The organism is Paeniglutamicibacter sulfureus (assembly GCF_030512175.1).
Lineage (GTDB): Bacteria > Actinomycetota > Actinomycetes > Actinomycetales > Micrococcaceae > Paeniglutamicibacter > Paeniglutamicibacter sulfureus.
Genome location: NZ_JAULBL010000002.1, coordinates 2692810 through 2714684, shown reverse-complemented (window position 1 = coordinate 2714684; position 21875 = coordinate 2692810). Strand labels below are relative to the sequence as shown.

Genomic DNA, 21875 nt, shown 5'->3' with positions numbered 1-21875 from the left:
GCATCGGTGCCGGCTAGACACCGGTGACGGTCCCGTCGTCGTCGATGGCGAAGGACGGGTTGTGCACAAAGTCCCAGCGGAACCCGTCGGGGTCGGCCACGCAGGCGCTGGTGCCGCCCCACTCCCGGAGGGTCGGTGCGCCGATCGAGGTCGCGCCGGCGGCAAGTGCCCTGGCGTAGAGCTCGTTGACCTCCTCGACGCTTGCGCTGTTGTGCCCCACGGATAGCGGCGAGGCCAACGGGCCGTGCCCGACTTCCCCGTATTCACCGGGCATGGATTCGACGTTCCACAGTGCGAGCATCAGCCCGTACCCCGCCTGGACGAACAGGATCTCGCCGGGGATGTAGTTGATTTCGCGGAAGCCCAGGCCCGTGACGTAGAAGTCGCGTGAGCGCTGGACGTCGCGCACGCCAAGGGTGAGCGCAGTGATGGCCGGAGGCGTGCTTGAAGTCATGCTCCCCAGCATAGGCCCACGTGAGACCCGGGCAATAGGGCACCGAAACAACAAATCGTCGTACATGCGTTCTAGTCTCCTCTTGTATAGAACAAAGTTTCTAATAAAATGGTTCAGTGCATGGGTGCGGCCCGCTGCCGCCGTCCACCTCTTCGGGGTGTGGCGGCAACGGGCACGTTTGTGCGAGGGGAAGGTGGCGAGCGAATGGGAATCTTTACCCAGTCGATCGAAGTTGACTGCACGCCGGCGGGGGTGCCGATTCGCCTGCGCTGGCAGGGTCGGGAATACAAGCTGGCGGCCGAGCCGGTGCGCTGGTTCGAGCGGCGCAAATGGTGGACCGAGGAATTGCGCGCCGAACGCGGACGCGGGCCGGGACTCGTGGACTACGAGGTCTGGCAATTGCAGGTCAAGCTCGCCGGCGTGGGGCCGCTGCGCACCTTTGAGGTTTCCCGGCAGGTTGAGACCGGCCGTTGGCGCATCATTCGCATGCCCGAGGCCTACCGGGAGAGCGCCTAGTGCGAAGGATCGGACCACAAGACCCCGCGCCGGTCACCGGGTTCGCGGCCGTGGACTCTGGTTGTTGGAGGGGCGAGGTGCAAGGCTAGGGAGCAGGCGCCTGGATGACGGCCGCGAGGAACCTAACCACGGGAGTGCTCAGATGGAAGAAGTATTCGATGCGGCAATCATCGGCATGGGCCCCGGGGGCGAGGTCGTTGCCGATCGGCTGCTGACCGCCGGCAAGAAGGTCGTGGTCTTCGAATCCGAACTCATTGGCGGGGAATGCGCCTACTGGGCCTGCATTCCCTCCAAGACGATCCTGCGTGGACCTGAGGTGAACATCGAGGCCGACGGCGCCGCGGGTGCCTCCTCGAGCACCCTGGACTGGGAGAAGGCCAGGGACTACCGCGACTACATGGCTCGACACCTCGATGACAGCGCCCAAGCCGAGGGGTACGCCCGGCGCGGGGCAACGGTGGTGCGCGGGAAAGCCTCCATCTCGGGTCCCGGGCACGTGGTGGCCAACGGGGAACAATACCTGGCACACCACATCATCATCGCCACCGGGACCTCGCCCTCAATTCCCGACTTCCCCGGGATCGGCGACATCACCGCCTGGACCAACCGCGAGGTCTATACGCTCGACACGCTGCCCCACTCGGTGGCCATCGTGGGCGGAAGCGCAGTGGCCCTGGAAACGGCGTTCTTCCTGTCCGGATTCGGGGTAGAGGTCACCGTGCTGAATCGCAGCGCACGGCTGCTGGGCCGCGAGGAGCCCGAGGTCTCCGCGCTCGCCGAAGGGTACCTGCGCGAGCGCGGGGTCAAGGTCATGGCCAACAGCTCCGTGGCCGTCGGGCGGCGCGGGGACGATGGAAGCAGCATCCTGGCGTTGCGCGAAGGCGGAGAGGTCGTGGCCGACGCCGTCATCTTCGCCACCGGGCGCACCCCGCGCACCGAGGGCCTGGATGTGGCCAGGGCGGGGGCGACCCTCGATGGCCGCGGCAACGTGCGGGTGGACGAGCATTGCTGGGCGGCAGAGGGGCTCTGGGCCATCGGGGACGTCACCGGGATCATGCCCTTCACCCACGTGGCCAAGTACCAGGGGCGCATCGTCGCCGACTGCATCCTGGGCAGGGACCGAAACGCGAGCTATGACGGGATCCCGCGCGTGGTGTTCGCCGCCCCGGAAATCGCCGCCGTCGGCCTCACCCGCGAACAGGCCGAGGGGCGCGGGATCGACGCGGTGTCCATCCAGGTCAACCTGCCCGAGACGATCGCCCGGCCTTGGACCTACGAACAAGACCCGCACGGTGACCTTGGCATCCTGGTGGATCGGCATCGCAGGGTCCTGGTCGGAGCCTGGGCCATTGCCCCGCAGGCCAGCGAATGGATCCACCAGGCGTCCATGGCCATCAGGGGCGAGACCCCGCTGAGGGTCCTGCGCGACGCGGTGCCGCAGTTCCCCAGCTATTCCGAGGCCTATCTGGTGGCCCTCGACAGGCTCGGGGCCGGCGAGGGGATCTAGCCCCCGGGGACCGGGGTGGGCATTCTCACCGGAATAATCCCGCCACAGGTCAGTGGCGGGATTTGGTTGCCTGTCCACCGTGATTGCGCAGTGGGGTCGTTCCGGGACTTGAATCGAACACACGTTCTAATATGATGGTGTCATCCCTCCAGCGGGCGCGGTGCCCACCCGGACCCCAAGCCCAAACACAGCCAGGCCCCCTCTCGGGGCGCATGGAACAAAGGTGGAGGAGCGGGAACAGGCAAGGAGGGCACACCGGCATGGGCTTCACCCACCTGCACGTCGCCTCGGCCTTCAGCGCACACTACGGGGTTTCCTGGCCCGAGAACCTTGTCGCCGCGGCGCTCGCCGACGGGGCGGACGCCCTGGCCATCACCGACCGCGACGGACTCTACGGAAGCGTCAAGCACCTCAAGGCCTGCATCGAGCACGGAATCGACCCCATCCTCGGGGTGGACCTTGCCATCCTTGAACCCGCACCGCCCCGGGCCGCCCACGGCAAGCCCCTGCCCATGCGCACGGCCGGACGCATCGTCGCCCTGGCCAGGGGGCATGACAACGGCGCAGGGTACGCGGCACTCTGCCGCCTGGTCACCGCAGCACACCAAAAAGCCCCGGCCACGGCTGCGCCCCAAGGCCACATCGGCATCACCCGCGAGGAACTGGCCACCCATGCACTGGGCCCGCAGGGGGAGGTGCTGCTGACCATCCTGCTGGGGCCGGGCTCCGACATCGGCCTGGCCACCGGACACCGCCACTACTCCCAGGCACGCACCGCCCTGCACACCTGGCGCAGCCTGCTGGGACCCGAGGCACTGCGGGTGGAGATCACCACCCACCTGAACAACCCAGGGGACAGGCTCAGCACCGCACACGCCATCCGCATGCTGCGCTGCGCCGCCTCCGCTGACATCGCCCCCATCCTCACCAACGCCGTGCGTTACACGGACCCCGACGGGGCTGCAACCGCCGACGTCCTGGACTCCGCGCGGGCGCTGAGCTCCCTGGAAACCCTCAACGACATCCAACCCAACGGGCAGGGCTGGCTCAAGCCCGCCGGGCACATGCACCACCTCGCCACCGAAATCGCCCGCTACGCCTCCGACTCCACCCTGGCTGCCACCCTGCTGCGCAACACCGCCGCGCTCGCCGACTGGGCACGGATCGACCCGGTCCCCGACACCGGATGGGGAATCCCCGTGGTCCCCGAGGCACACATCATCGGCATCACCGCCGAACCCGACAGCGAACTCGCCGCCCGCGCGGAAGCCGGAATCACCCGGCTGCTCCCCGCCGATGCCAACGACCCCGCGCTGCGCCACCGACTCCAGGCCGAACTGTCCACCATCTCCGACCTCGGCTTCGCCCCCTACTTCCTCACCGTCGCGGAAGTCAGCTCCATGATCACCGGGATGGGGATACGCTCCGCCGCCCGAGGGTCCGGCGCCTCCTCACTGGTCAACTACCTCATCGGCATCAGCCAGGTGAACCCCCTGGCCCACGACCTGCTCTTCGAACGCTTCCTCTCCCGCGACCGCGCCACCCTGCCCGACATCGACATCGACGTCGAATCCGCCCAACGCCACAACATCTACCAAAAGATCTTCGACCGCTTCGGGCACCGACGCGTCAGCCTCATGAGCATGCAAAACGGCTACCGCGCCAGGGGGGCTGTACGCGACGCCGGCCAGGCCCTTGGCATGGAGGAGGAAGACATCGACGTGATCGCCAAGCAGCTCTGGCGCTTCTCCGCCTCGTCCTTCCGCGAAGCCCTGGAGGAAAAACCCGAACTCGCCCCCTTCGCCGACCGCCTCGGCACCGAAAAACAGCTCGACCTGCTCGTGGACCTCACCGAACGCCTCGACAGGCTGCCCCGCCACATCTCCATGCACCCCTGCGGGGTCATCCTCTCCGACGCGCACCTGCTCGAACGAACCCCCGTGGAACCCAGCGGGATCGGGCTGCCCATGAGCCAATTCGACAAGCACGACATGGACCCCATGGGCATGCTCAAGCTCGACGTGCTGGGGGTGCGCATGCAATCGGCCATCACCTACGCCCTGGAGGAAATCCAGCGCCTCCACCCCGACGCACAGGCAGTCGCCAAGGCGGGGGGACACCAGGGAGCCAAGCCCGGGGAAATCCCCGACTACATCCTGCCCAACGGCGCCATCGACCTCGCCCTGGTCCCACTGGACGACGAACCCACCTTCGAACTCATCCGCTCCACCCACACCCTGGGCTGCTTCCAGATCGAATCACCCGGACAGCGCGAACTCATCGGCAAGCTCGCGCCCAGGGAATTCAACGACCTCATCATCGACATCTCCCTCTTCCGCCCCGGACCCATGAAATCCAACATGGTCAAGCCCTACCTGGAAAACCGCCACGGATTCGCACCCGAAAAATACCCCCACCCGGATTTGGCACCCGCGCTCGCCGAGACCCACGGGGTCACCGTCTTCCACGAACAGGTGCTGCGGATCTTCCACGTGATGACCGGCTGCGGGCTGGCCAAGGCCGATGTCTACCGCAGGCTGCTGGGCAACCCGAAGGCGGAGCCGGCGGTGGAGTCCCTCTTCCGCTCCCGGGCCCTGGGGCGCGGCTATTCCCTGGAAGTCATCGACGAGGTCTGGCACACGCTGGCGGCCTTCGGGTCCTTCGGGTTCTGCAAGGCCCACGGGGCGGCCTTCGCCGTGCCCACCTACCACTCGGCCTGGCTCAAGGCCCACCACCCCGAGGCCTTCCTGGCCGGCATCTGGGAACACGACCCCGGCATGTACCCCAAGCGCCTGCTGGTGGCCGAGGCCCGGCGCATGGGCATCGAAATCCTGCCGCTGGACATCAACCGCTCCGCGCCCGGCTACAAGGTGGAAAGGCTCGACGGGCTGCTGCCTCCGGCGGCGCTGCCGGTGGTGCCGCGGGCCGTGGGGGCGGCGCCCCCGGGACGATTCGGCATCAGGATCTCCCTGCGCGGGATCCGCGGGGTCTCCGAACGCGAGGTTTCCCGGGTGGCGGCCGGACAGCCCTACGACTCGATCGCCGACGTGCGGGCCCGCTCCGGGCTCACCCGCACCTCGCTGAACCACTTTGCCGCGCTGGGCGCCTTCGATTCGCTGCAGGCCGATGTCGGGCGCGGGAACCGTGCCGACCTGGTTGAGCACCTGCGTGCCGGACCGGGAAAGACCCTGCCGCAGCGCTACCGGCCGATTCCCGGGCAGCTTGCCCTGCCGCTGGGGGACGTGGAGCTTTCCAACATGGCGATCGGGGCGGCGCACACGCCCTTGGGCGAGGTGGTGCGCACCGAGCTGGACCTGATGTCCATCGATGTCAGTGCGCACCTGATGGAATCCCACGCCCCGCTGCTGGACTCCCTGGGCGTCTCGCGCGCGCAGGACCTGCTGGGCATGCGCAACGGCACCGAGGTCCTGGTGGCCGGGGTGCGGGTGGCCACGCAGACCCCGCCGATGCGCGGCGGGCGACGGGTCGTGTTCATCTCGGTGGACGACGGCACCGGCTGCGTCGATGCAACGTTCTTCCACGAGGCCCAGCGGCGTTGCGGCCCGCTGCTCTTCTCCACCCGGCTGCTGCTGATCCACGGGCTCACCCGCCGCACCGGGCCCCGCGGCATCAGCCTGCAGGCGCTCGATGCCTGGGACCTGTCGGAAAAGGGCACGCTGCCGGCTCCGGGCTACCTGGCCGACCCCGCCAGGGCGCGCAACGAGGACTTCGGGTCCTCCGCCGCCGGGCCTGCCGTGAAGCACACCGGGATGTCGTTGGCCCAACGCATGGCCGCCGAGGACCTGGACACCCGCGGCTATCTGGGTGCCTGATTGCGCCGGGGTTATTGGTTAGCCGAGACGTTCCCCGTTGCGCAGGTGTTCGCGCAATCCAGGAATCGAGTACCTGACTTCGCCGCGTCCGGCCGGTTCGATCAGCCCGGCCTCAATGAGGCGGGCGCGGTAGTTGGCGGCCAATTGCAGCGAGGCCTTCATGCGCTGGGCCACCGCGGCGGTGCTGGACGGGCCGTTGTCGCGGGACATCGCCCGGAGATAGTCCATGTCCCGGTCGGAGGCCTTGGAGATGGCCGGGCCGACAACCATGCGGATGTTTCGCTTCAGGGCCGCGGCAACTGCCTTGTCCGCTGATTCCCGGTCAACCGCGCCCCCACCCCGTTCGGCTTCCTTCCACAGGAAGTAGCCGATCAGCTGGATGAGGAACGGGTAGCCGAAGCTCGCCTCGGCCGCCTCTTCCAGGAACCCGTCGGGAAACCGGATCCCGGCCGCCGAGAATTGCCGCGCGTAGGAATCCCTGACATCCCGAACCTCGACGGAGTGCAGGTCGATCTTGTCGGCCCTGCGAAGGAAGGTCGCCACGCCTTCGTTGAGGATGTCGGAGATCGCAGCCGGCAGGCCGGCGCAAACGAAGCTGATGGGCAGCCCGTCCCGCACCCAGTGCTGGATGACGGCGGCCAGCTGCAGCAATTCACTGCGGTCGGCGTCCTGGATTTCATCCAGCGTGATCAACAGCCCGGTGCCATTTTCATCCAGGCGATGCAAGAGCTTCGCACCGAGATTGCGGAACTCGACCTGGCGCTCCCGGGGAAGCTGCGTGGTGACCCCGAAGCCGGCGGCCGAGAACGCAAGAATTTTCCTGGGTGGCGGGCCGTCACCCAATTCCTCATCGATGAGGAGTGCGGAGTCTGCGATCCTTGCCAGGAAGCCTGCGGTGGAAGTCTCGGAGATGACGGCCCAGCCCTGCTCCTGCGCCAGCCCCTGCGCCTCGTTGAGCATGACGGTCTTCCCCACGCCGCGGGCCCCGGTGATGATGCTCAGCAAACCCAGGACGCCGGATCGGATGCGCAGACCGTATTCGAACTCTTCCAAGGTGTCGTTTCGGTCAATCAGCTCCGGGGGAGTCCTGCCGAAGGTCGGCCGGAACGGGTTTTGCAAGCTTGGCATCGGATCTCCTGCCGGTGAAATGGTATGAATTCTATTTATTCACACTTTACACATCTATTCATAACGCAGCCAGGCGTGCCATACAACCGGGCAGCGAGGATCTGACCCAATGGGCCCGGTTGCGCGACGTTGCCATCGAGTGCTTCGCCGCGCACGGGTTCGGTGAGTCCCACAACCCCTTTACACGGGTTTCGTGGCGGCGTTAGCGTGTGCAGCATGGATTGGAAACTGGAGCTTGTGTTTGTCCCCGTGTCCGATGTGGACCGCGCCAAGGATTTTTACGTGAACAAGGTCGGGTTCAACGCCGACTACGACGAGCGGCCCACCGAGTCGATCCGCTTCGTCCAGCTGACCCCGCCGGGGTCAGCCTGCTCGATCACCATTGGCGAGGGACTGAGCGATGCGGCGCCCGGGACCGCACCCAGCCTGCAGATGGTGGTCAGCGACATCCAGGTCGCCCACGACCAGCTCAAGGCCAACGGCGTGGATGTCAGCGACATCGACATCCAGCCGTGGGGGCATTTCGTTCACTTTGCCGATCCGGACGGGAACAAGTGGGCGGTGCAATACCTGCCGCAGCGGCCGAACGGATAGCCACTCAACCGGCAGCAAATTGCCGGTCAGGCCCTTGTTGCGGGTTCTTCGAGGGACGGAGCGGGAACTGCGGTTTCGCAGGAACGAGCCGCAGCAATAGGAAGGCCCCGATTCCCCACCAGGACGGTGAAGGCCGGGGCGATCCGTCAATTTCGCGTCCAACTTAGTGTCGGCCGGTAACCCGCTTGCTGGGCGGCAGGTCCCATTCGCCGTTGCCCATGCGCAGGACGGCCAGGCTCACCATGAAACTCGCCACGGTCGTCAGGCCCCAGCCTAGCGTCACGTCAAGCAGCCTGCTGGGAATCACCACTGCCGCAATGAAATGGAACGGTTGGGAGACCATCAGGGCAATGGCCGCCCACCATTTGATGATTCCGGCCCGCCCCAGCGCAATGCCAATCAGCACCATGCCCCCGATGTGTCCAATGAGCCAGATGATTCCTCCCACGGCCGCGAAAGTGCTGTCTTGGAGTGCGACACCGATCGCGGTAATGCTCGGTTGGCCGAAACCGCTGGCACCCAATTGCGAGACCAAGTAGTCCATGTTGACCGTGGTCGCACCCATGCTCCATCCAACAAACGTGAGCGCGCCGCCAATGGTGGCCAAGGCAGGCGATCCCCGCCTGGCCACATATGCGATCGCCACAACGCCCAACAGCAATGCCGGGGCGAAGAAGAGTCCGGACCACACCATGAAGTCCAACGTCGACCCATGGGCCAGGGACTGGGCCACCACCGACGCCGGGGCATCGGTGGTCCAGTACGGCATGATGGCTCGGATCACGAGGATTCCCAGCGGGCCGAGCGTAATGACCAGGGCGGCGGCGATCCGCCAAAAGGTGCGCATGTCCCGCGCCGCAGCCAGCGACGAAGACTCGGCGCGCACCTCGTTCATCCGTGTCATGGTCTTGCCTTCCTTGATAGGGGGCGGCGATGGGTTCGTCAGCCACAACCCCAGCATGGGCGGATGCGGCGCAGCACGAATCGTGGAGGGCACCTGAAAAACCTCGGTGCTGGCACGGAGGGCCCAACCATGGATCCGGGCTTATGCTGTGCCCATGGCATGGGCCCGCGCGGTTTCGATTGCAGTGCTTCCGCTGGCGGCGGTGTCGTTGTCGTTGGCGGCATGGGCGCTGACTTCCGGCGTGGATGCGCCCGCCGCACGTTGGCTGGGGCTCTGCATCTTCATGTCCCTGCCCGCGCTCGTCTTGGGGCACCTCATCACCCGTCGCCTGCCGCGCCAGGGCGTGGGCGCGCTCCTGGGTTGCGCAGGGCTGGTGATCCTCGCCGTGGGCTGCACCGACACCTATCTCGCGGCCGCGAAAGCATCCAGTGCCCTCCCGGTGAACGGCCTGTGGATCTCCTTGGCCCAGGGTGCCTGGATGCTGCTCTACCTGCCGTGGGCGCTGATGCTCCTGGTGTTTCCCTCTGGAATCCTGGGTGATCGGTCCGCCCGGCGACTGGCTGCCGGGCTTGCGGCAGTCGCCGCGGCCTTCGGGGTCTTGGCGGCCTTGAGCCCCGCACCCTATGGAGATCCATTTCAGCAGCAGCACCGGGGGCTGGGTTCGGTGCCCGGTGCAGACATTGCCGCCGTCGCCCTGTTGCCGGGCTTTCTGGCCCTCCTGGTGCTCAGCGTCGTAGACCTAGGCAGGCGATTCAGGCGGGCCGATCCCGCCGAAAGAAACCAGATCCGCTGGCTGGCGCTGGCCGGGACCGGCATTCCCGCAACCCTGCTACTGTGCTGGGCCGGCTACCTGGTGAACCGCAACGAATCCATCGTGATGCTCGGGCTGGCGGCCATGTACCTGTTCATCCCCGCTGCCATCGGCCTGGCGATTCTGCACGAGGACCTCTTTGACGCCGGGCGCGTGCTGGTCTCGGCGATGGGCGTGGGTGCGGTGCTCGGTGCCGTCGTGGCCTTGGCCGTGCTGCTGATGTGGTGGCCCGGGACTGGGTCCCGTCCGGCCATGGCACTGGTCGTGGCCGGCACCGCCGCGGGGACAGTGGTCCTGATGGCGCTGCGGCCACGCATCCAACGCCTGATCGGCCGCCTGGTCTACGCCGAGCACGAGCGCCTCGTCGAGACCCTGAAGGCGTTTGAAAACCGGGTCTTCACCCATGCGGCACGGCCTGCGGACCTCGAGGGGATCCTGCGCGCCGCCACCGCCGACCCCCAGCTGCGGATCGGCTATGCCCTCTCGTCCGGCGACGGTTTTTGCGATGCGAGCGGTTCCCGGCTTGGGGCGGACTCCGGGATACCCGTGGCCCTGTCCGGGAAGGTCTCCGGGATCCTCATTCCGGGTCCGGGGCGCGGCCGGGTGTTCAACGCCGAGGCCACCAGGGCGCTGGCGCTGATGCTGGAGGTGGGGCGGCAGCAGGTTGAACTTTCCGGGGCGCTGGCCGAAGTTGATGCCAGCCGCACGCGCCTGCTCTTGGCCTCGCTCGGCGAACGCAAGCGCCTCGAGCGAGACCTGCACGACGGTGCGCAGCAACGGCTGGTTGCCCTGGGCATGGGACTTCGGCTCATGCAGCGGCGCCTGCCGGCCGATGCCCGGGCACTTGCCGCCCAGCTTGACGCCGCGGTCGCCGAGCTTTCCACCGCGGTGGCCGAATTGCGGCAGATTGCCCACGGCATCAGGCCCAGCGCCCTGGACGAGGGGCTCGAGACCGCACTTCGCCAACTCAGCGGCAGGTCCCCGACCCCCGTGTCGCTGCACATTGACGGGCACCTGGCCGATGTGCCGGAGGTTGTTGGCGCGACGGCCTACTTCGTGGCCGCGGAGGCGGTGCACAATGCGAACAAGCATGCCGCGGCGCAGCGCATCACCGTGCGACTGGGGTCGGAGGGGCAGGCCATCAGGCTGTATGTCAGTGATGATGGCCGCGGCGGAGCCCGGAGCACCCCGGGTGGAGGACTTGCCGGGCTGGACGACAGGGTCAACGCGTTGGGCGGAAAATTGGTTGTCAGCAGCGAGAGCGGTTGCGGCACCACCATCGAGGCGGTGCTGCCATGCGGCTGGTGATTGCCGAGGACTCCGCGCTCTTTCGCCAGGGGCTTGCGAACCTGCTGGTGGATGCCGGGCACGAGGTGCTCGCGGCCGTCGGCGATGCCGAGGCGGCAGTGTTGCAAACAAGGGCCCTGGGACCCGACGTCTTGATCTGCGATGTGCGCATGCCGCCGGATCTCAGCGACGACGGCGCGCGCGCCGCCGTGGTGCTGCGCGGCGAGTTTCCCCGGCTTGGCATTGTGCTGCTGTCCCAGCGCATCGAAACCAAACACACTGCACGGTTGGTCCCCGGTGGATATTTTGCCTACCTGCTCAAGGACCGGGTGCTGGACGTGAATGAATTCCTGGACACCCTGCGCCGGGTGCGGGAGGGTGGAAGCGCCCTGGATCCGGAACTGGTTCTCGAACTCATCGGCGCGGCACGCACGAACCGCACCGTGGAATCCCTGACCCTGCGCGAGCGCGAGGTGCTGGCGCTGATGGCCGAGGGGCGCACCAACCTGGGCATTGCCCAGCGCCTGTGGCTGACCGAACGCACCGTGGAGACACATGTGGGCAACATCCTGGCCAAGCTCGAGCTGCCCATGGCCGCGCAGGACCACCGCAGGGTCCTGGCGGTCATCGCCTACCTGCAGGCGCAGGGACGCACCTAGGGCTTGACCGGGTAGCGGGACGTGATCGCAACCCGGTTGAACATGTTGATCGCCGCGCTCAGCCAGGCGACCGCAGAGATCTGTTCGTCGGAAAGCACCGCCCTGGCCATGGTGTACACCCCATGCGGGACGTGGTCCACCGAGACCAAGGTGATGGACTCGCACAATGCCAAGGCCGCGCGTTCCACCGCCGTGAAGTATTCGGAGTCGGCCCACGCTGAGACCAAGGCGAGGCGGTCCGTGCTCTCGCCGAGTTTCAGGGCGTCGCGGGTATGCATGCGCAGGCAATAGGTGCAGCCATTGATTTGCGAGGCCCGCACCTTGAGCAGCTCGCGAAGCCTGGGATCGATTCCCGCGGCATCGGCGGAATCGCTGGCGGCCTTGTTCATGGCGAGCAGCGCCGCATACGCAGCAGGATCGGACTTGCTGAGATTAACCCTGGGTTCCATGACTAGATGCTAGCCCGGCTTGTCGACAAGTAGTAGAGGGGCTGAATGCCGGCCTCAGGAACCCGGCAGCCCGCGTTTGGACAGATGGGCCCGCGCATTGGGCATCAACAGGTCCTCGCGATATTCGCCGATGCGCTGCACGAGGCCCTCTGCCTCGTCTACGGCGTCGGCGGCGCTCCACGCTTGAACGGGTTTCCCGCGCCCACCGAATTTGAGCGCTCCCGCATCAACGAGCTTTTGGATCCCCGAGTTGGCGGCTGTTTCGTTGGGATTCAGGCGCCGCGCGGTCGTTTCGACCGCGAGCAAGGGTTGGCCAGGGTTGAGGCCCTAACCTTGGCTGACTGCATTCCTATCCAAGGTATAGGTCCATAACCTTGGATAGCGGTTGTTTTGACCAAGGTTGGCTCCCCAACCTTGCCCCGCCCGTGCATCGGGAGCGGGCCCGCGACTCGCACTGCCCTGCCAGGACACGATGACATGCACGGTTTTCGATTGGTTGGCACGCGCGGGCGTCGGTTAAGCTGGGTGGTGGCTGGCTGTGGCCACCGTACGCCACAAGCCCTGAAGCCGAACCACGAAACGAGGAGCCGTAGTGCTTGAGCAAATCACACTGACCGTCGATGGGGAACAACGCGAGGTGAATGCCGGCACTACCGGGGCCGAGCTGTACTTTGACGACCGCGAGGTAGTAGTCATGCACGTCGATGGCGTGCTTCGCGATTTGGCCCGCCCGCTGGAGGCCGGAACCGCCGTCGAACGCGTGACCATCGATTCGCCCGCCGGGCTCGAGGTCCTGCGCCACTCCACCGCGCACGTGATGGCCCAGGCCGTGCAGCAGCTGCGCCCGGATGCCAAGCTGGGCATCGGTCCCTACATCACCGACGGCTTCTACTTCGACTTCGACGTCGCCGAGCCGTTCACTCCCGAGGATTTGAAGACCCTCGAGAAGATCATGCTTAAGATCGTCAACCAGAACCAGAAGTTCGCCCGCCGCGTCGTCACCGAGGACGAGGCCCGCAAGGCCATGGCCAACGAGCCGTACAAGCTTGAGTTGCTGAACAAGGCCAACGAGGCAGATTCCGCCGGTGAGGGCGTCAACGTCGAGGTCGGCGCCGGCGAAATCACCATCTACGACAACGTCGACCGCAAGTCCGGCGACGTGGTTTGGTGCGATTTGTGCCGCGGCCCGCACCTGCCCAACACCAAGCTGATCTCCAATGCCTTCGCGCTGACCCGCACCTCGGCCGCCTACTGGCTGGGCAACCAGGACAACCAGCAGCTGCAGCGCATCTACGGCACCGCCTGGCCGACCAAGGATGCCCTGAAGGCCTACCAGGAGCGCATCGCCGAGGCCGAGCGCCGCGACCACCGCAAGCTCGGCGTCGAGCTGGACCTCTTCTCCTTCCCGGACGAGCTGGGTTCGGGCCTGCCGGTGTTCCACCCGCGCGGCGGCATCATCCGCAAGGAAATGGAAGACTACTCGCGCGCACGCCACGTCGAGGCCGGCTACGAGTTCGTCTACACCCCGCACATCACCAAGGGCCACCTCTACGAGGTCTCCGGGCACCTGGACTGGTACCGCGACGGCATGTTCCCCCCGATGCACGTGGACGCGGAGCTCAACGAGGACGGCACGGTGCGCAAGCCCGGCCAGGACTACTACCTCAAGCCGATGAACTGCCCGATGCACAACCTGATCTTCCGCTCTCGCGGACGCTCCTACCGCGAACTGCCGCTGCGCCTGTTCGAGTTCGGTTCGGTCTACCGCTATGAGAAGTCCGGCGTGGTCCACGGGCTGACCCGCGTGCGCGGCATGACCCAGGACGACGCGCACATCTACTGCACCAAGGAGCAGATGAAGGATGAGCTGACCGAAACGCTGAACTTCGTGCTGGGGCTGCTCAAGGACTACGGGCTGGACGACTTCTACCTGGAGCTCTCCACCAAGAACCCGGAGAAGTTCGTCGGCGACGACGCCATCTGGGAGGAGGCCACCCGCACCCTCGCCGAGGTCGCCGAGGCCTCCGGCTTGGAACTGGTCCCGGATCCGGGAGGAGCGGCGTTCTACGGTCCGAAGATCTCCGTGCAGGCCAAGGATGCGCTGGGCCGCACCTGGCAGATGTCCACCATCCAGTTGGACTTCAACCTGCCCGAGCGCTTCGAGCTCGAGTTCCAGGCCGCCGATGGAACCCGCCAGCGCCCGGTGATGATCCACCGCGCCCTGTTCGGCTCCGTGGAGCGCTTCATGGGCGTGCTCACCGAGCACTACGCCGGCGCCTTCCCGGCGTGGCTCTCGCCGGTCCAGGTCGTGGGCATCCCCGTGGCCGAGGCCTTCAACGAGTACATGTTCGATGTGATCGACAAGCTCAAGGCCGCGGGCATCCGCGCCGAGGCCGATATCTCCTCGGACCGTTTCCCGAAGAAGATCCGCACCGCGTCCAAGGACAAGATCCCGTTCGTGCTCATCGCCGGCGGCGAGGATGCCGAGGCAGGTGCGGTGTCCTTCCGTTTCCGCGACGGCAGCACCGACAACGGCGTGCCGGTGGACGAAGCGGTGGCACGCATTGTCGCCGCGGTGAAGAACCGGGAAGCCTAGAACCCATGGGGGAGTCCACACGCGAACACGCCATCGAAGCACCGCGCGGTATTTCGCAGGAGGAACAGGACGCGGCCATCACCGACGATTTCGAGATCGCCGGGGTGCCCGATTCCTTCCAGCGCCTGTGGACTCCCTACCGGATGGCCTATATCAAGGCCGGCCAAAACCGGGACAAGGGCGAGGAGGCCTGCCCGTTCTGTGTTGGGCCGACCCGCAGCGACGAGGATGCGCTGATCCTGCACCGCGGGAAGACCGCGTACGTGATCCTGAACCTCTTCCCCTACAACCCGGGGCACCTGCTCATCTGCCCGTACCGGCACGTTCCGGACTACACGGACATCACCGAGGAGGAAACCGCGGAGATGGCGGCCCTGGCGCAAAAGTCCATGCGGGTGCTGCGCCACGTCTCCCGTCCCACTGGATTCAACCTGGGCATGAACCAGGGAGTCACCGGAGGAGCCGGCATCGCCGCACACCTGCACCAGCATGTCGTGCCGCGCTGGGCTGGGGACGGGAACTTCTTCCCGATCATCGCCCAGACCAAGGCGATCCCCGCCACCTTGAGCGACATCCGTGAGGACCTGGCCGCCGGTTGGCTTGAGATCGACTAAAGACGAATAGAAATCCATGAATGGACTGCCGTGCGTGTGCGCGGCGGTCCATTCAGTTAAGTCCCGGGCGCCCCTAAGTGGACTTGGTCTTGCGCTCGGCGGGATTCCTGTGCGCCGCCGACAAAACCCTATGATCCAGCGGAAAACGATGTTTTGCTGGTAGGCGGGCAGTCCGAAAAATATAGGGGACTTATCTACTGATATTCATTTGTGACGACATGACCGAGGTCTTTATTACGTCCCCGTCCTACGATGATTCGCATACTGCTCACCTTATTGAAAGGAAACCAAGGTGTCTGAAAACGAAGGCGTCTCGACCCCCGCAACTACCGTAGGTAGCGACCGCGTCAAGCGCGGCATGGCGGAAATGCTCAAGGGCGGCGTCATCATGGATGTTGTCACTGCCGAACAGGCCCGCATCGCCGAAGACGCAGGCGCCGTCGCCGTCATGGCCCTCGAGCGCGTCCCGGCCGACATCCGCGCCCAGGGTGGCGTTTCTCGCATGAGCGACCCGGACATGATCGACAGCATCATCGATGCCGTGTCGATCCCCGTCATGGCCAAGGCCCGCATCGGCCACTTCGTCGAGGCGCAGATCCTTCAGTCCCTGGGTGTCGACTACATCGACGAGTCCGAGGTCCTGTCCCCGGCCGACTACGAGCACCACATCGACAAGTGGCCCTTCAAGGTTCCATTCGTCTGCGGCGCCACCAACCTCGGTGAGGCACTGCGCCGCATCAACGAAGGTGCTGCCATGATCCGCTCCAAGGGCGAGGCCGGCACCGGCGACGTCTCCAACGCCACCGGGCACATGCGCAAGATCCGCGCCGAGATCGCCAAGCTGGCGGCCCTGCCCAAGGACGAGCTCTACGTGGCCGCCAAGGAACTGCAGGCACCGTACGAGCTGGTCAAGGAAATCGCGGCCACCGGCAAGCTCCCGGTCGTGCTCTTCACCGCCGGCGGCATCGCCACCCCGGCCGACGCGGCCATGATGATGCAGCTGGGCGCCGACGGCGTCTTCGTGGGCTCGGGCATCTTCAAGTCCGGCAACCCGGCACAGCGTGCAGCCGCCGTGGTCAAGGCCACCACCTTCTACAACGACCCGGACGAGTTGGCGAAGATCTCCCGCGGCCTGGGCGAGGCCATGGTCGGCATCAACGTCTCCGACATCCCGGCGCCGCACCGCCTGGCCGAGCGCGGCTGGTAACACCTGACGCTCACCTGTTGGTAGATCCGGTTTTGCCGGTGGTCGGGCCTGTCGAGACCTTTGTCTCGGCGGGCCCGGCCACTTTCGCTTTTAAGTAAGGATTTCACCCCATGCACCGTTCACAGGCCTTCCTGCCTACCTCATCGCACCACTGAAGTACGACGGCGAACTCGAGCCGAGTACTTTGATTCTTGGTGGGAAACGCTGCTGCTGCGAGGATGTCCGGTGTGACCGTTCTTGCTACCTCGGATGCCGGTGTGACCTTCTTTCACGGTTCCCGGGCGCTTCCGATTTGGGCCCGAATTTGGGCTCGAACCCGAATTGGATGACGCACTCCTTTGCTGCGTACGGTGGAGCCCACGCGGGCGCTATTGTTGAAGGCGCGAAATTTGTCGGTGGAGAAGTTATTGAGAGACGGACAGGAGTAGAGCCGTGGTAGCAAAAAATGATGGTGCGGGTGCGGATAAGCGGGATCCGGATCCGGATACTGAGTTCACTGAGCAGGATCTACTACTTGGAAGGAAGGCCTCGAAATTTGTAGACATTATTTGTATCATTTCTTTTGTCGTAAGCATATTAGTTGTAATTTTCGTTTTTATGAACGTTCCCTTGGACACCAGAATGCCTTACGATGGAAAATATGATCGCAGTGGAAGTGGAATTCCCATGCCGATTGCGTTAGTTATGTCTCCGATATTCATTGTTATTTTTTGGCGAACAGGCAAGAAACCTGACGCTCATCATATGCGTAAAGGATCAAGAATTGGCTTATATATCCTTGGGCCGGCCTTGATGGCAGTAAGCGTCTATTTTCAATTCGTTTTTGCGGAGGGGATTCTCGTTGAAGGGGGATACCTTGCGGGGTGAAGTGATTCTGGGGTCCGGGCATCGGTGGTTTGAACCGAAGTAACTCGGCTCACCCCAAGACCCTTCCTTGATGGCGTGTCGCAGGATCAGGTCGATGCCCGGGTATCGGGTGTGGGTCACGGTGAGGCTCAGGCATGGTTCCTCGAAAGCAGGAGATTCACTCTTCGTCGTCATCGGATCCAGGGTGATCGTCAGTCGGCCCAGAGTCTGGACTTGGGTGGCGGGGTCGAAGTGATTCGTGTCGACGCACGGCCGTTCCCGGACGGTGTGGCGCAGGACCCGGCCGGTGCCGGCGTAGCGGGTCTGGGTCTCGGTCAGGTTTCGGCATGGCTCGGCGACCGCGCCATCTCGTGGCCCATGGGCGCCGCGGCCAGGGGGTCGTCAGGAAGCCCGGGGCAGTGGGATCGATGTCGCCGGTTGCTGTGAGGATCCGCCGAACCGACGAGAATCCCGCCCGCTAGCGCTCCCAAGGCGTCCCGCGTCGACCAGTCCTTGCGAGGGGTGGTGCCGTAGTGCATTCCCGTGTTGACAGTGTCTCCGCCGATTCCGTTGGAGACCGCAGACCTGCCCGTCTGTCGTCCCGGCAACCTCGCGATGTAGCGCCCAGCACTCGTGCTGACACGCGATTCCTGACCGAGCAAGGGGCAGACCGAGTTGGAGGCATTGCTGTTGGTCGGGTGAATACCGAGTTGCATCTTGGTGTCCCGGAACGCGAGGATCTCTGGAACGGTGGAGTCCAGGGATTTGTCATGGGAGGCAGCGGGCCAGCGCCTGGCCGTCATTCTAGCGGTTGGTGAAACGAGTAGTAGAGAGATATTGATGACTAGCGAGAGGCCGGCTCAAAAGGCGGGCGGGCAAAGATCCAAGTGGTTCTGGAAAATCGCTGCAATTTTCACGATTTTTGGCGCTGCCGGCGTTCTGTTAATCCCTCTGTGGAACTCAATTGGGGTCGAGGCAATTCAGTGCGAGGTGGTGTCTGCGGAGCCGCGGACGAGCTCGGGGGGCTCGAGAGGTTCGGCGTCGACGGCAGGGGTGTTGGTCAACACGTCGAATTGCGGGGATATCTAAGTCGACCGCGGCGTCAGCTTCGATAACCAGGAGGAGGTTGCGGCTTCCTTCACGGCCGGCGATGAGTATGAGTTCGACATTGGATGGTTCTCCCGGGTCATTATGGAGGGAATCTTCGACCAAGGCCTGTCTGCACAGGAGTATCGCCTGGTGCCCTGAGCGAGGGCAACCAGGGTAAGCCCCGTGGTCGGCCCTGACCCCGTGGATGATTCCGGCGGTGGCCATCAGAGACAGACGGATCTGCCGTTTTGGCAGCCGCCCGCCGACCCTACGGGCAAGGACGGGGTTGATGACCCATCGACCCCCGGCACGGTCCCGTTACTGATCCGCCGGGCGCACTTTGCAAGGAAAAAACCAAGCGGCCCGAAGCCATCCTGCACGGTGGATTCCCGATGTGTTAGCCGACGGTCGACGTTGCCGTATCAACGAGCTTCACGATCTGGGCAGGGGTAAGCCCGCCGCGGTACATCAGCACCCACTCTGCGTTCGGAGCCGCTTCCCGCCTCTTAGAAAGCGTTGGGGAAAGTTCGCGGTATTTCCCTGGGCGCTTATTCGTTCTTCCCCGCCTACTTTCGAGGCTTCATCTCAGCGCAGCACCAAGTGCCGTCCGCGGCCCAACAGGCGCATGCCGTTGGCCTCAAAGAACGGTGCCGAGCGCGGGGAAGCGGCGGCGATGAGTTCGATGCTTGATTCCTCGTCCAGCCCCAGCGGGTTGACCATGCCGCGGGCCAGCCCGTTGAGCAGGGCCGATCCAATGCCAAGCCGACGGTGCGCAGGCGAGACAGCCAGTCCGTGGATGGCCAACTGGCCGCCGAATGCCTGCTGGGCAAAGGCGCGGCCCACCAGATCACCCTCGAGGGTGCGCGCTGTGGCCTGTTCTACACGGCGCAACGCCGGGTGTCCGGCGCTGAGGCCCGCGGTGGCCGGATCGCGCCAAAGGTTGGCGACCTGGAGTTCATTCGCATCGGGACCGACGGCCTCGGGGATGTCCGTTCCCAGGCGCACGCGCCCGTCCCAGGGTTCCTCGGGTCCCACCAGTTCCCCGGCATGCCAGGAAATCTGGGCGGCATCGGAGAATCCTGCAGCCTCCAGCGGGCCCGAGGGCGCACCGGAATTGACCCAGGCATCCACCCGGCGTGCACCGAGGCGGCTTCCCTCGGCCAGGCCCGGGCGCAACCCGGCTTCCTGGGCATGGGCGGGGAAAAGCAAAACCAGCCGCGCTCGGGCCGGCTGCCAGGCCCACGAGCACCCGTGGGTGGTGAAGAGCTTGCCGCCCGTGGCAATGGCTACCGCCTGGTGCCAGTGGGAGAGCGCCTCCTGGGCAAAACTAATGGTTGTCACGCTTTGATTTCCTTTGCCAGGCCGCGGCGAAGCAGCAACGGTTCGATCAGTGCCGGACGGCCGCGGAAGACCTCATAGGACTCCAGCGGGTCCCGCGTGTTGCCGCGCGAGAGCAGCTCCGTGCGGAACCTTTCCCCGTTCTCCCGCTTCGGCCCGCCGTTCTCGGTGAACCATTCAACGGTGTCGGCGTCGAGCACCTCGGACCAGATGTACGAGTAGTACCCGGCCGAGTATCCGCCGTCGAAAATGTGCTTGAAGTACCCGGTGCGGTAGCGCGAGGGGACCAAGTCCGGGATCAGCCCGGCCTCGGTGAGCGCCCGCTGCTCGAATGCGAGCGGATCTTCGACGAGTTCGCCGTCCGTGAGCGAGTGCCAGGCCAGGTCCAGGACGGCGGCGGAGAGGTACTCTGTGGTGGCAAAGCCCTCGCCCCACAGGGCAGCGGCCTCCAGCGCCTCGACCGTGCCCTCGGGCAACGGTTCCCCGGTGCGGGTGTGCGCCGCATAGCCTGGCAGCACCTCGGCGTGCAGGGCCCACATCTCGTTGACCTGCGAGGGGTATTCGACGAAGTCCCGCGGGACGCTGGTGCCGGCCAGCGAGGGGTAGACGCCATTGGAAAAGAGCCCGTGCAGCGCGTGCCCGAACTCGTGGAAAAGCGTGTTGACCTCGTCCAGGCTCACCAGGGCAGGCTCGCCCGCCGCCGGCTTGGGAATGTTCAGGGTGTTGGTGACCACCGGAAGCTCGCCCAACAGCGACGCTGATTCGCGGATGGAGTTCATCCAGGCGCCGCCGGCCTTGGTGGATCGGGCAAAGTAGTCGCCGAGGAACAGGCCGAGTGTCGACCCGTCTTTGTTGAAGACCTCCCAGGTGCGCACGTCAGGGTGGTAGGTCGGCAAGTCGAAGCGCTCGGTGAAGCCCAGCCCGTACAGCCGGGTGGCGGCGGCGAACACGCCGCGCTCGATCACCGCATCGAGCTCGAAGTATTCGCGCAGCGCCGCGGTGTCCAGCGCGTGGCGTTCGCGCGCCACGGCCGCCGAGTAATAGGCCCAGTCCCAGGGCTCGATTCGCCCGCCCGAGAGCTTTTCCAGCTCCTCGGCCTCGGCGCGGGCATTGGCTACGGCCGGGGGGATGAGTTCGGCCAGCCGGCGGCGCACCGCGTCCAGGTCGGGGGCGGTGGCCTCCTGCAGCACGACGTCCGCATGGGTGTCGTGGCCCAGCAGCCGGGCCCGGGTCGAACGCAGCGACGCCATCCGGGCGGCCAGCTCAAGGGTCCGGTTCTCGCCCTCCAGCCCGCGGTTCACCGAAGCCTCAAAAAGGCGGCGGCGGGAACCGGAACGTACAAGCCGCTCCAGCAAGGGCTGCGAGGTGGGCAGCACCAAAGTCAGCAGGTAGCCGTCGGCGTGGCCGGCGGCCCGGGCTGCATCGGCCACTGAAGCAAGTTCCCCGTCGCTGAGCCCTTCCAGTTCCGCGGCATCGGCGAAGTGCACGGCTGCCTCGTTCATGGCGCCCAGCAGCCTGCGCGAGTATTCGCTGGACAGATCGGTGATCTCGCTGTTGAGGGCACGCAGCCCTGCCTTGCTTTCGGCATCAAGTTCGGCGCCGGCGGCACGGAAGGTGCGCAGGGTCTCGGAGACCAGCCGGGCATCCTCGCCCGCGAGCCCGGCGGCGTCCAGGGAGGCCAACCGGGCAAAAAGTTCCTCGTCCAGGTGGATGGCATCCTCGTGCGCCGAGACCAGCGCCTGAAGCTCGGGGTCGATCTCACGCAACTCGTCGGTGCCGTGTGCCGAGTACACCGTCCAGTACGCCATCAGGGCCCGGCGCAGCAGCGCGCCGCTGCGTTCCATGGCCACGAAGGTGTTCTCGAAGGTCGGTACCTCGGGGTTTTGTGCGATGGCCCGGAGTTCCTCCAGCTGACCGTCCACGCCGTGCCGGACCGCGTCCAGGTAGTGGGGAGCTTCCAGGGCTGAATAATCTGGGAATTCAAACGGCAAGGTGCTTCGCTCAAGCAACGGATTATGCATGCTGTTAACCCTGTCATAAGCC

At 65.6% G+C, this 21875-nt stretch carries 17 protein-coding genes; 10 read left to right on the top strand and 7 right to left on the bottom strand.

Features of this window, described 5'->3' with window-relative positions:
* Positions 1-13: 13 nt before the first annotated feature.
* Positions 14-454, bottom strand: a complete 441-nt coding sequence (locus tag Q2T94_RS18960; protein WP_302266170.1) for a VOC family protein — start codon at positions 452-454, stop codon at positions 14-16.
* 204 nt (positions 455-658) lie between these two features.
* Here Q2T94_RS18960 and Q2T94_RS18955 point away from each other — a divergent pair, with 204 nt between their 5' ends.
* From Q2T94_RS18955 to Q2T94_RS18945, 3 genes are all read left to right on the top strand, one after another.
* Complete coding sequence (locus Q2T94_RS18955; RefSeq protein WP_217387869.1) at positions 659-970, top strand: hypothetical protein; 312 nt, start codon at positions 659-661, stop codon at positions 968-970.
* Between the two features lie 142 nt (positions 971-1112).
* Complete coding sequence (locus tag Q2T94_RS18950; RefSeq protein WP_302266169.1) at positions 1113-2477, top strand: dihydrolipoyl dehydrogenase family protein; 1365 nt, start codon at positions 1113-1115, stop codon at positions 2475-2477.
* A gap of 260 nt (positions 2478-2737) precedes the next feature.
* Positions 2738-6310: a DNA polymerase III subunit alpha gene (locus tag Q2T94_RS18945; RefSeq protein WP_302266168.1), complete on the top strand. Its 3573-nt coding sequence runs from the start codon at positions 2738-2740 to the stop codon at positions 6308-6310.
* Positions 6311-6328: 18 nt separating this feature from the next.
* Here Q2T94_RS18945 and Q2T94_RS18940 read toward each other — a convergent pair whose 3' ends face one another.
* Positions 6329-7438, bottom strand: a complete 1110-nt coding sequence (locus tag Q2T94_RS18940) for an ATP-binding protein (RefSeq protein ID WP_302266167.1) — start codon at positions 7436-7438, stop codon at positions 6329-6331.
* Positions 7439-7654: 216 nt separating this feature from the next.
* Here Q2T94_RS18940 and Q2T94_RS18935 point away from each other — a divergent pair, with 216 nt between their 5' ends.
* On the top strand, positions 7655-8032 hold the full coding sequence (locus Q2T94_RS18935; protein ID WP_302266166.1) for a glyoxalase superfamily protein: 378 nt from the start codon (positions 7655-7657) through the stop codon (positions 8030-8032).
* Positions 8033-8195: 163 nt separating this feature from the next.
* Here the strand turns inward: Q2T94_RS18935 and Q2T94_RS18930 are convergent, their stop codons facing one another.
* The gene (locus tag Q2T94_RS18930; RefSeq protein WP_302266164.1) at positions 8196-8936 is read right to left on the bottom strand and encodes a hypothetical protein; all 741 of its coding nucleotides are present in this window, start codon (positions 8934-8936) and stop codon (positions 8196-8198) included.
* A gap of 154 nt (positions 8937-9090) precedes the next feature.
* Here Q2T94_RS18930 and Q2T94_RS18925 point away from each other — a divergent pair, with 154 nt between their 5' ends.
* Both Q2T94_RS18925 and Q2T94_RS18920 read left to right on the top strand, forming a co-directional pair.
* Positions 9091-11055, top strand: coding sequence for a sensor histidine kinase (locus Q2T94_RS18925; protein ID WP_302266163.1), 1965 nt, complete (start codon positions 9091-9093; stop codon positions 11053-11055).
* Complete coding sequence (locus tag Q2T94_RS18920) at positions 11043-11693, top strand: LuxR C-terminal-related transcriptional regulator (RefSeq protein WP_302266162.1); 651 nt, start codon at positions 11043-11045, stop codon at positions 11691-11693. Before Q2T94_RS18925 ends, Q2T94_RS18920 begins: the two co-directional genes overlap by 13 nt.
* Here Q2T94_RS18920 and Q2T94_RS18915 read toward each other — a convergent pair.
* Together Q2T94_RS18915 and Q2T94_RS18910 are read right to left on the bottom strand one after the other, a co-directional pair.
* A complete protein-coding gene (locus Q2T94_RS18915) occupies positions 11690-12142 on the bottom strand; it encodes a carboxymuconolactone decarboxylase family protein (RefSeq protein WP_302266161.1) in 453 nt (150 codons plus the stop codon). The two genes, Q2T94_RS18920 and Q2T94_RS18915, sit on opposite strands and share 4 nt — an antisense overlap.
* 54 nt (positions 12143-12196) lie before the next feature.
* A complete protein-coding gene (locus tag Q2T94_RS18910; RefSeq protein ID WP_302266160.1) occupies positions 12197-12448 on the bottom strand; it encodes a hypothetical protein in 252 nt (83 codons plus the stop codon).
* 286 nt (positions 12449-12734) lie between these two features.
* Here Q2T94_RS18910 and thrS point away from each other — a divergent pair, with 286 nt between their 5' ends.
* From thrS to Q2T94_RS18890, 4 genes are all read left to right on the top strand, one after another.
* Positions 12735-14738, top strand: a complete 2004-nt coding sequence (thrS, locus tag Q2T94_RS18905) for a threonine--tRNA ligase (RefSeq protein WP_302266159.1) — start codon at positions 12735-12737, stop codon at positions 14736-14738.
* Positions 14739-14743: 5 nt separating this feature from the next.
* A complete protein-coding gene (locus Q2T94_RS18900; RefSeq protein ID WP_264268997.1) occupies positions 14744-15352 on the top strand; it encodes an HIT family protein in 609 nt (202 codons plus the stop codon).
* Between the two features lie 292 nt (positions 15353-15644).
* Positions 15645-16559 (top strand): pyridoxal 5'-phosphate synthase lyase subunit PdxS, encoded by a 915-nt coding sequence (pdxS, locus tag Q2T94_RS18895; protein ID WP_264268996.1) that lies wholly within the window; start codon positions 15645-15647, stop codon positions 16557-16559.
* Positions 16560-16991: 432 nt separating this feature from the next.
* The gene (locus Q2T94_RS18890) at positions 16992-17426 is read left to right on the top strand and encodes a hypothetical protein (protein WP_302266158.1); all 435 of its coding nucleotides are present in this window, start codon (positions 16992-16994) and stop codon (positions 17424-17426) included.
* A 1653-nt stretch (positions 17427-19079) separates the two neighbouring features.
* Here the strand turns inward: Q2T94_RS18890 and Q2T94_RS18885 are convergent.
* Complete coding sequence (locus tag Q2T94_RS18885) at positions 19080-19835, bottom strand: GNAT family N-acetyltransferase (RefSeq protein ID WP_302266157.1); 756 nt, start codon at positions 19833-19835, stop codon at positions 19080-19082.
* The gene (locus tag Q2T94_RS18880; protein ID WP_302266156.1) at positions 19832-21853 is read right to left on the bottom strand and encodes a M3 family metallopeptidase; all 2022 of its coding nucleotides are present in this window, start codon (positions 21851-21853) and stop codon (positions 19832-19834) included. Before Q2T94_RS18880 ends, Q2T94_RS18885 begins: the two co-directional genes overlap by 4 nt.
* Positions 21854-21875 lie beyond the last annotated feature (22 nt).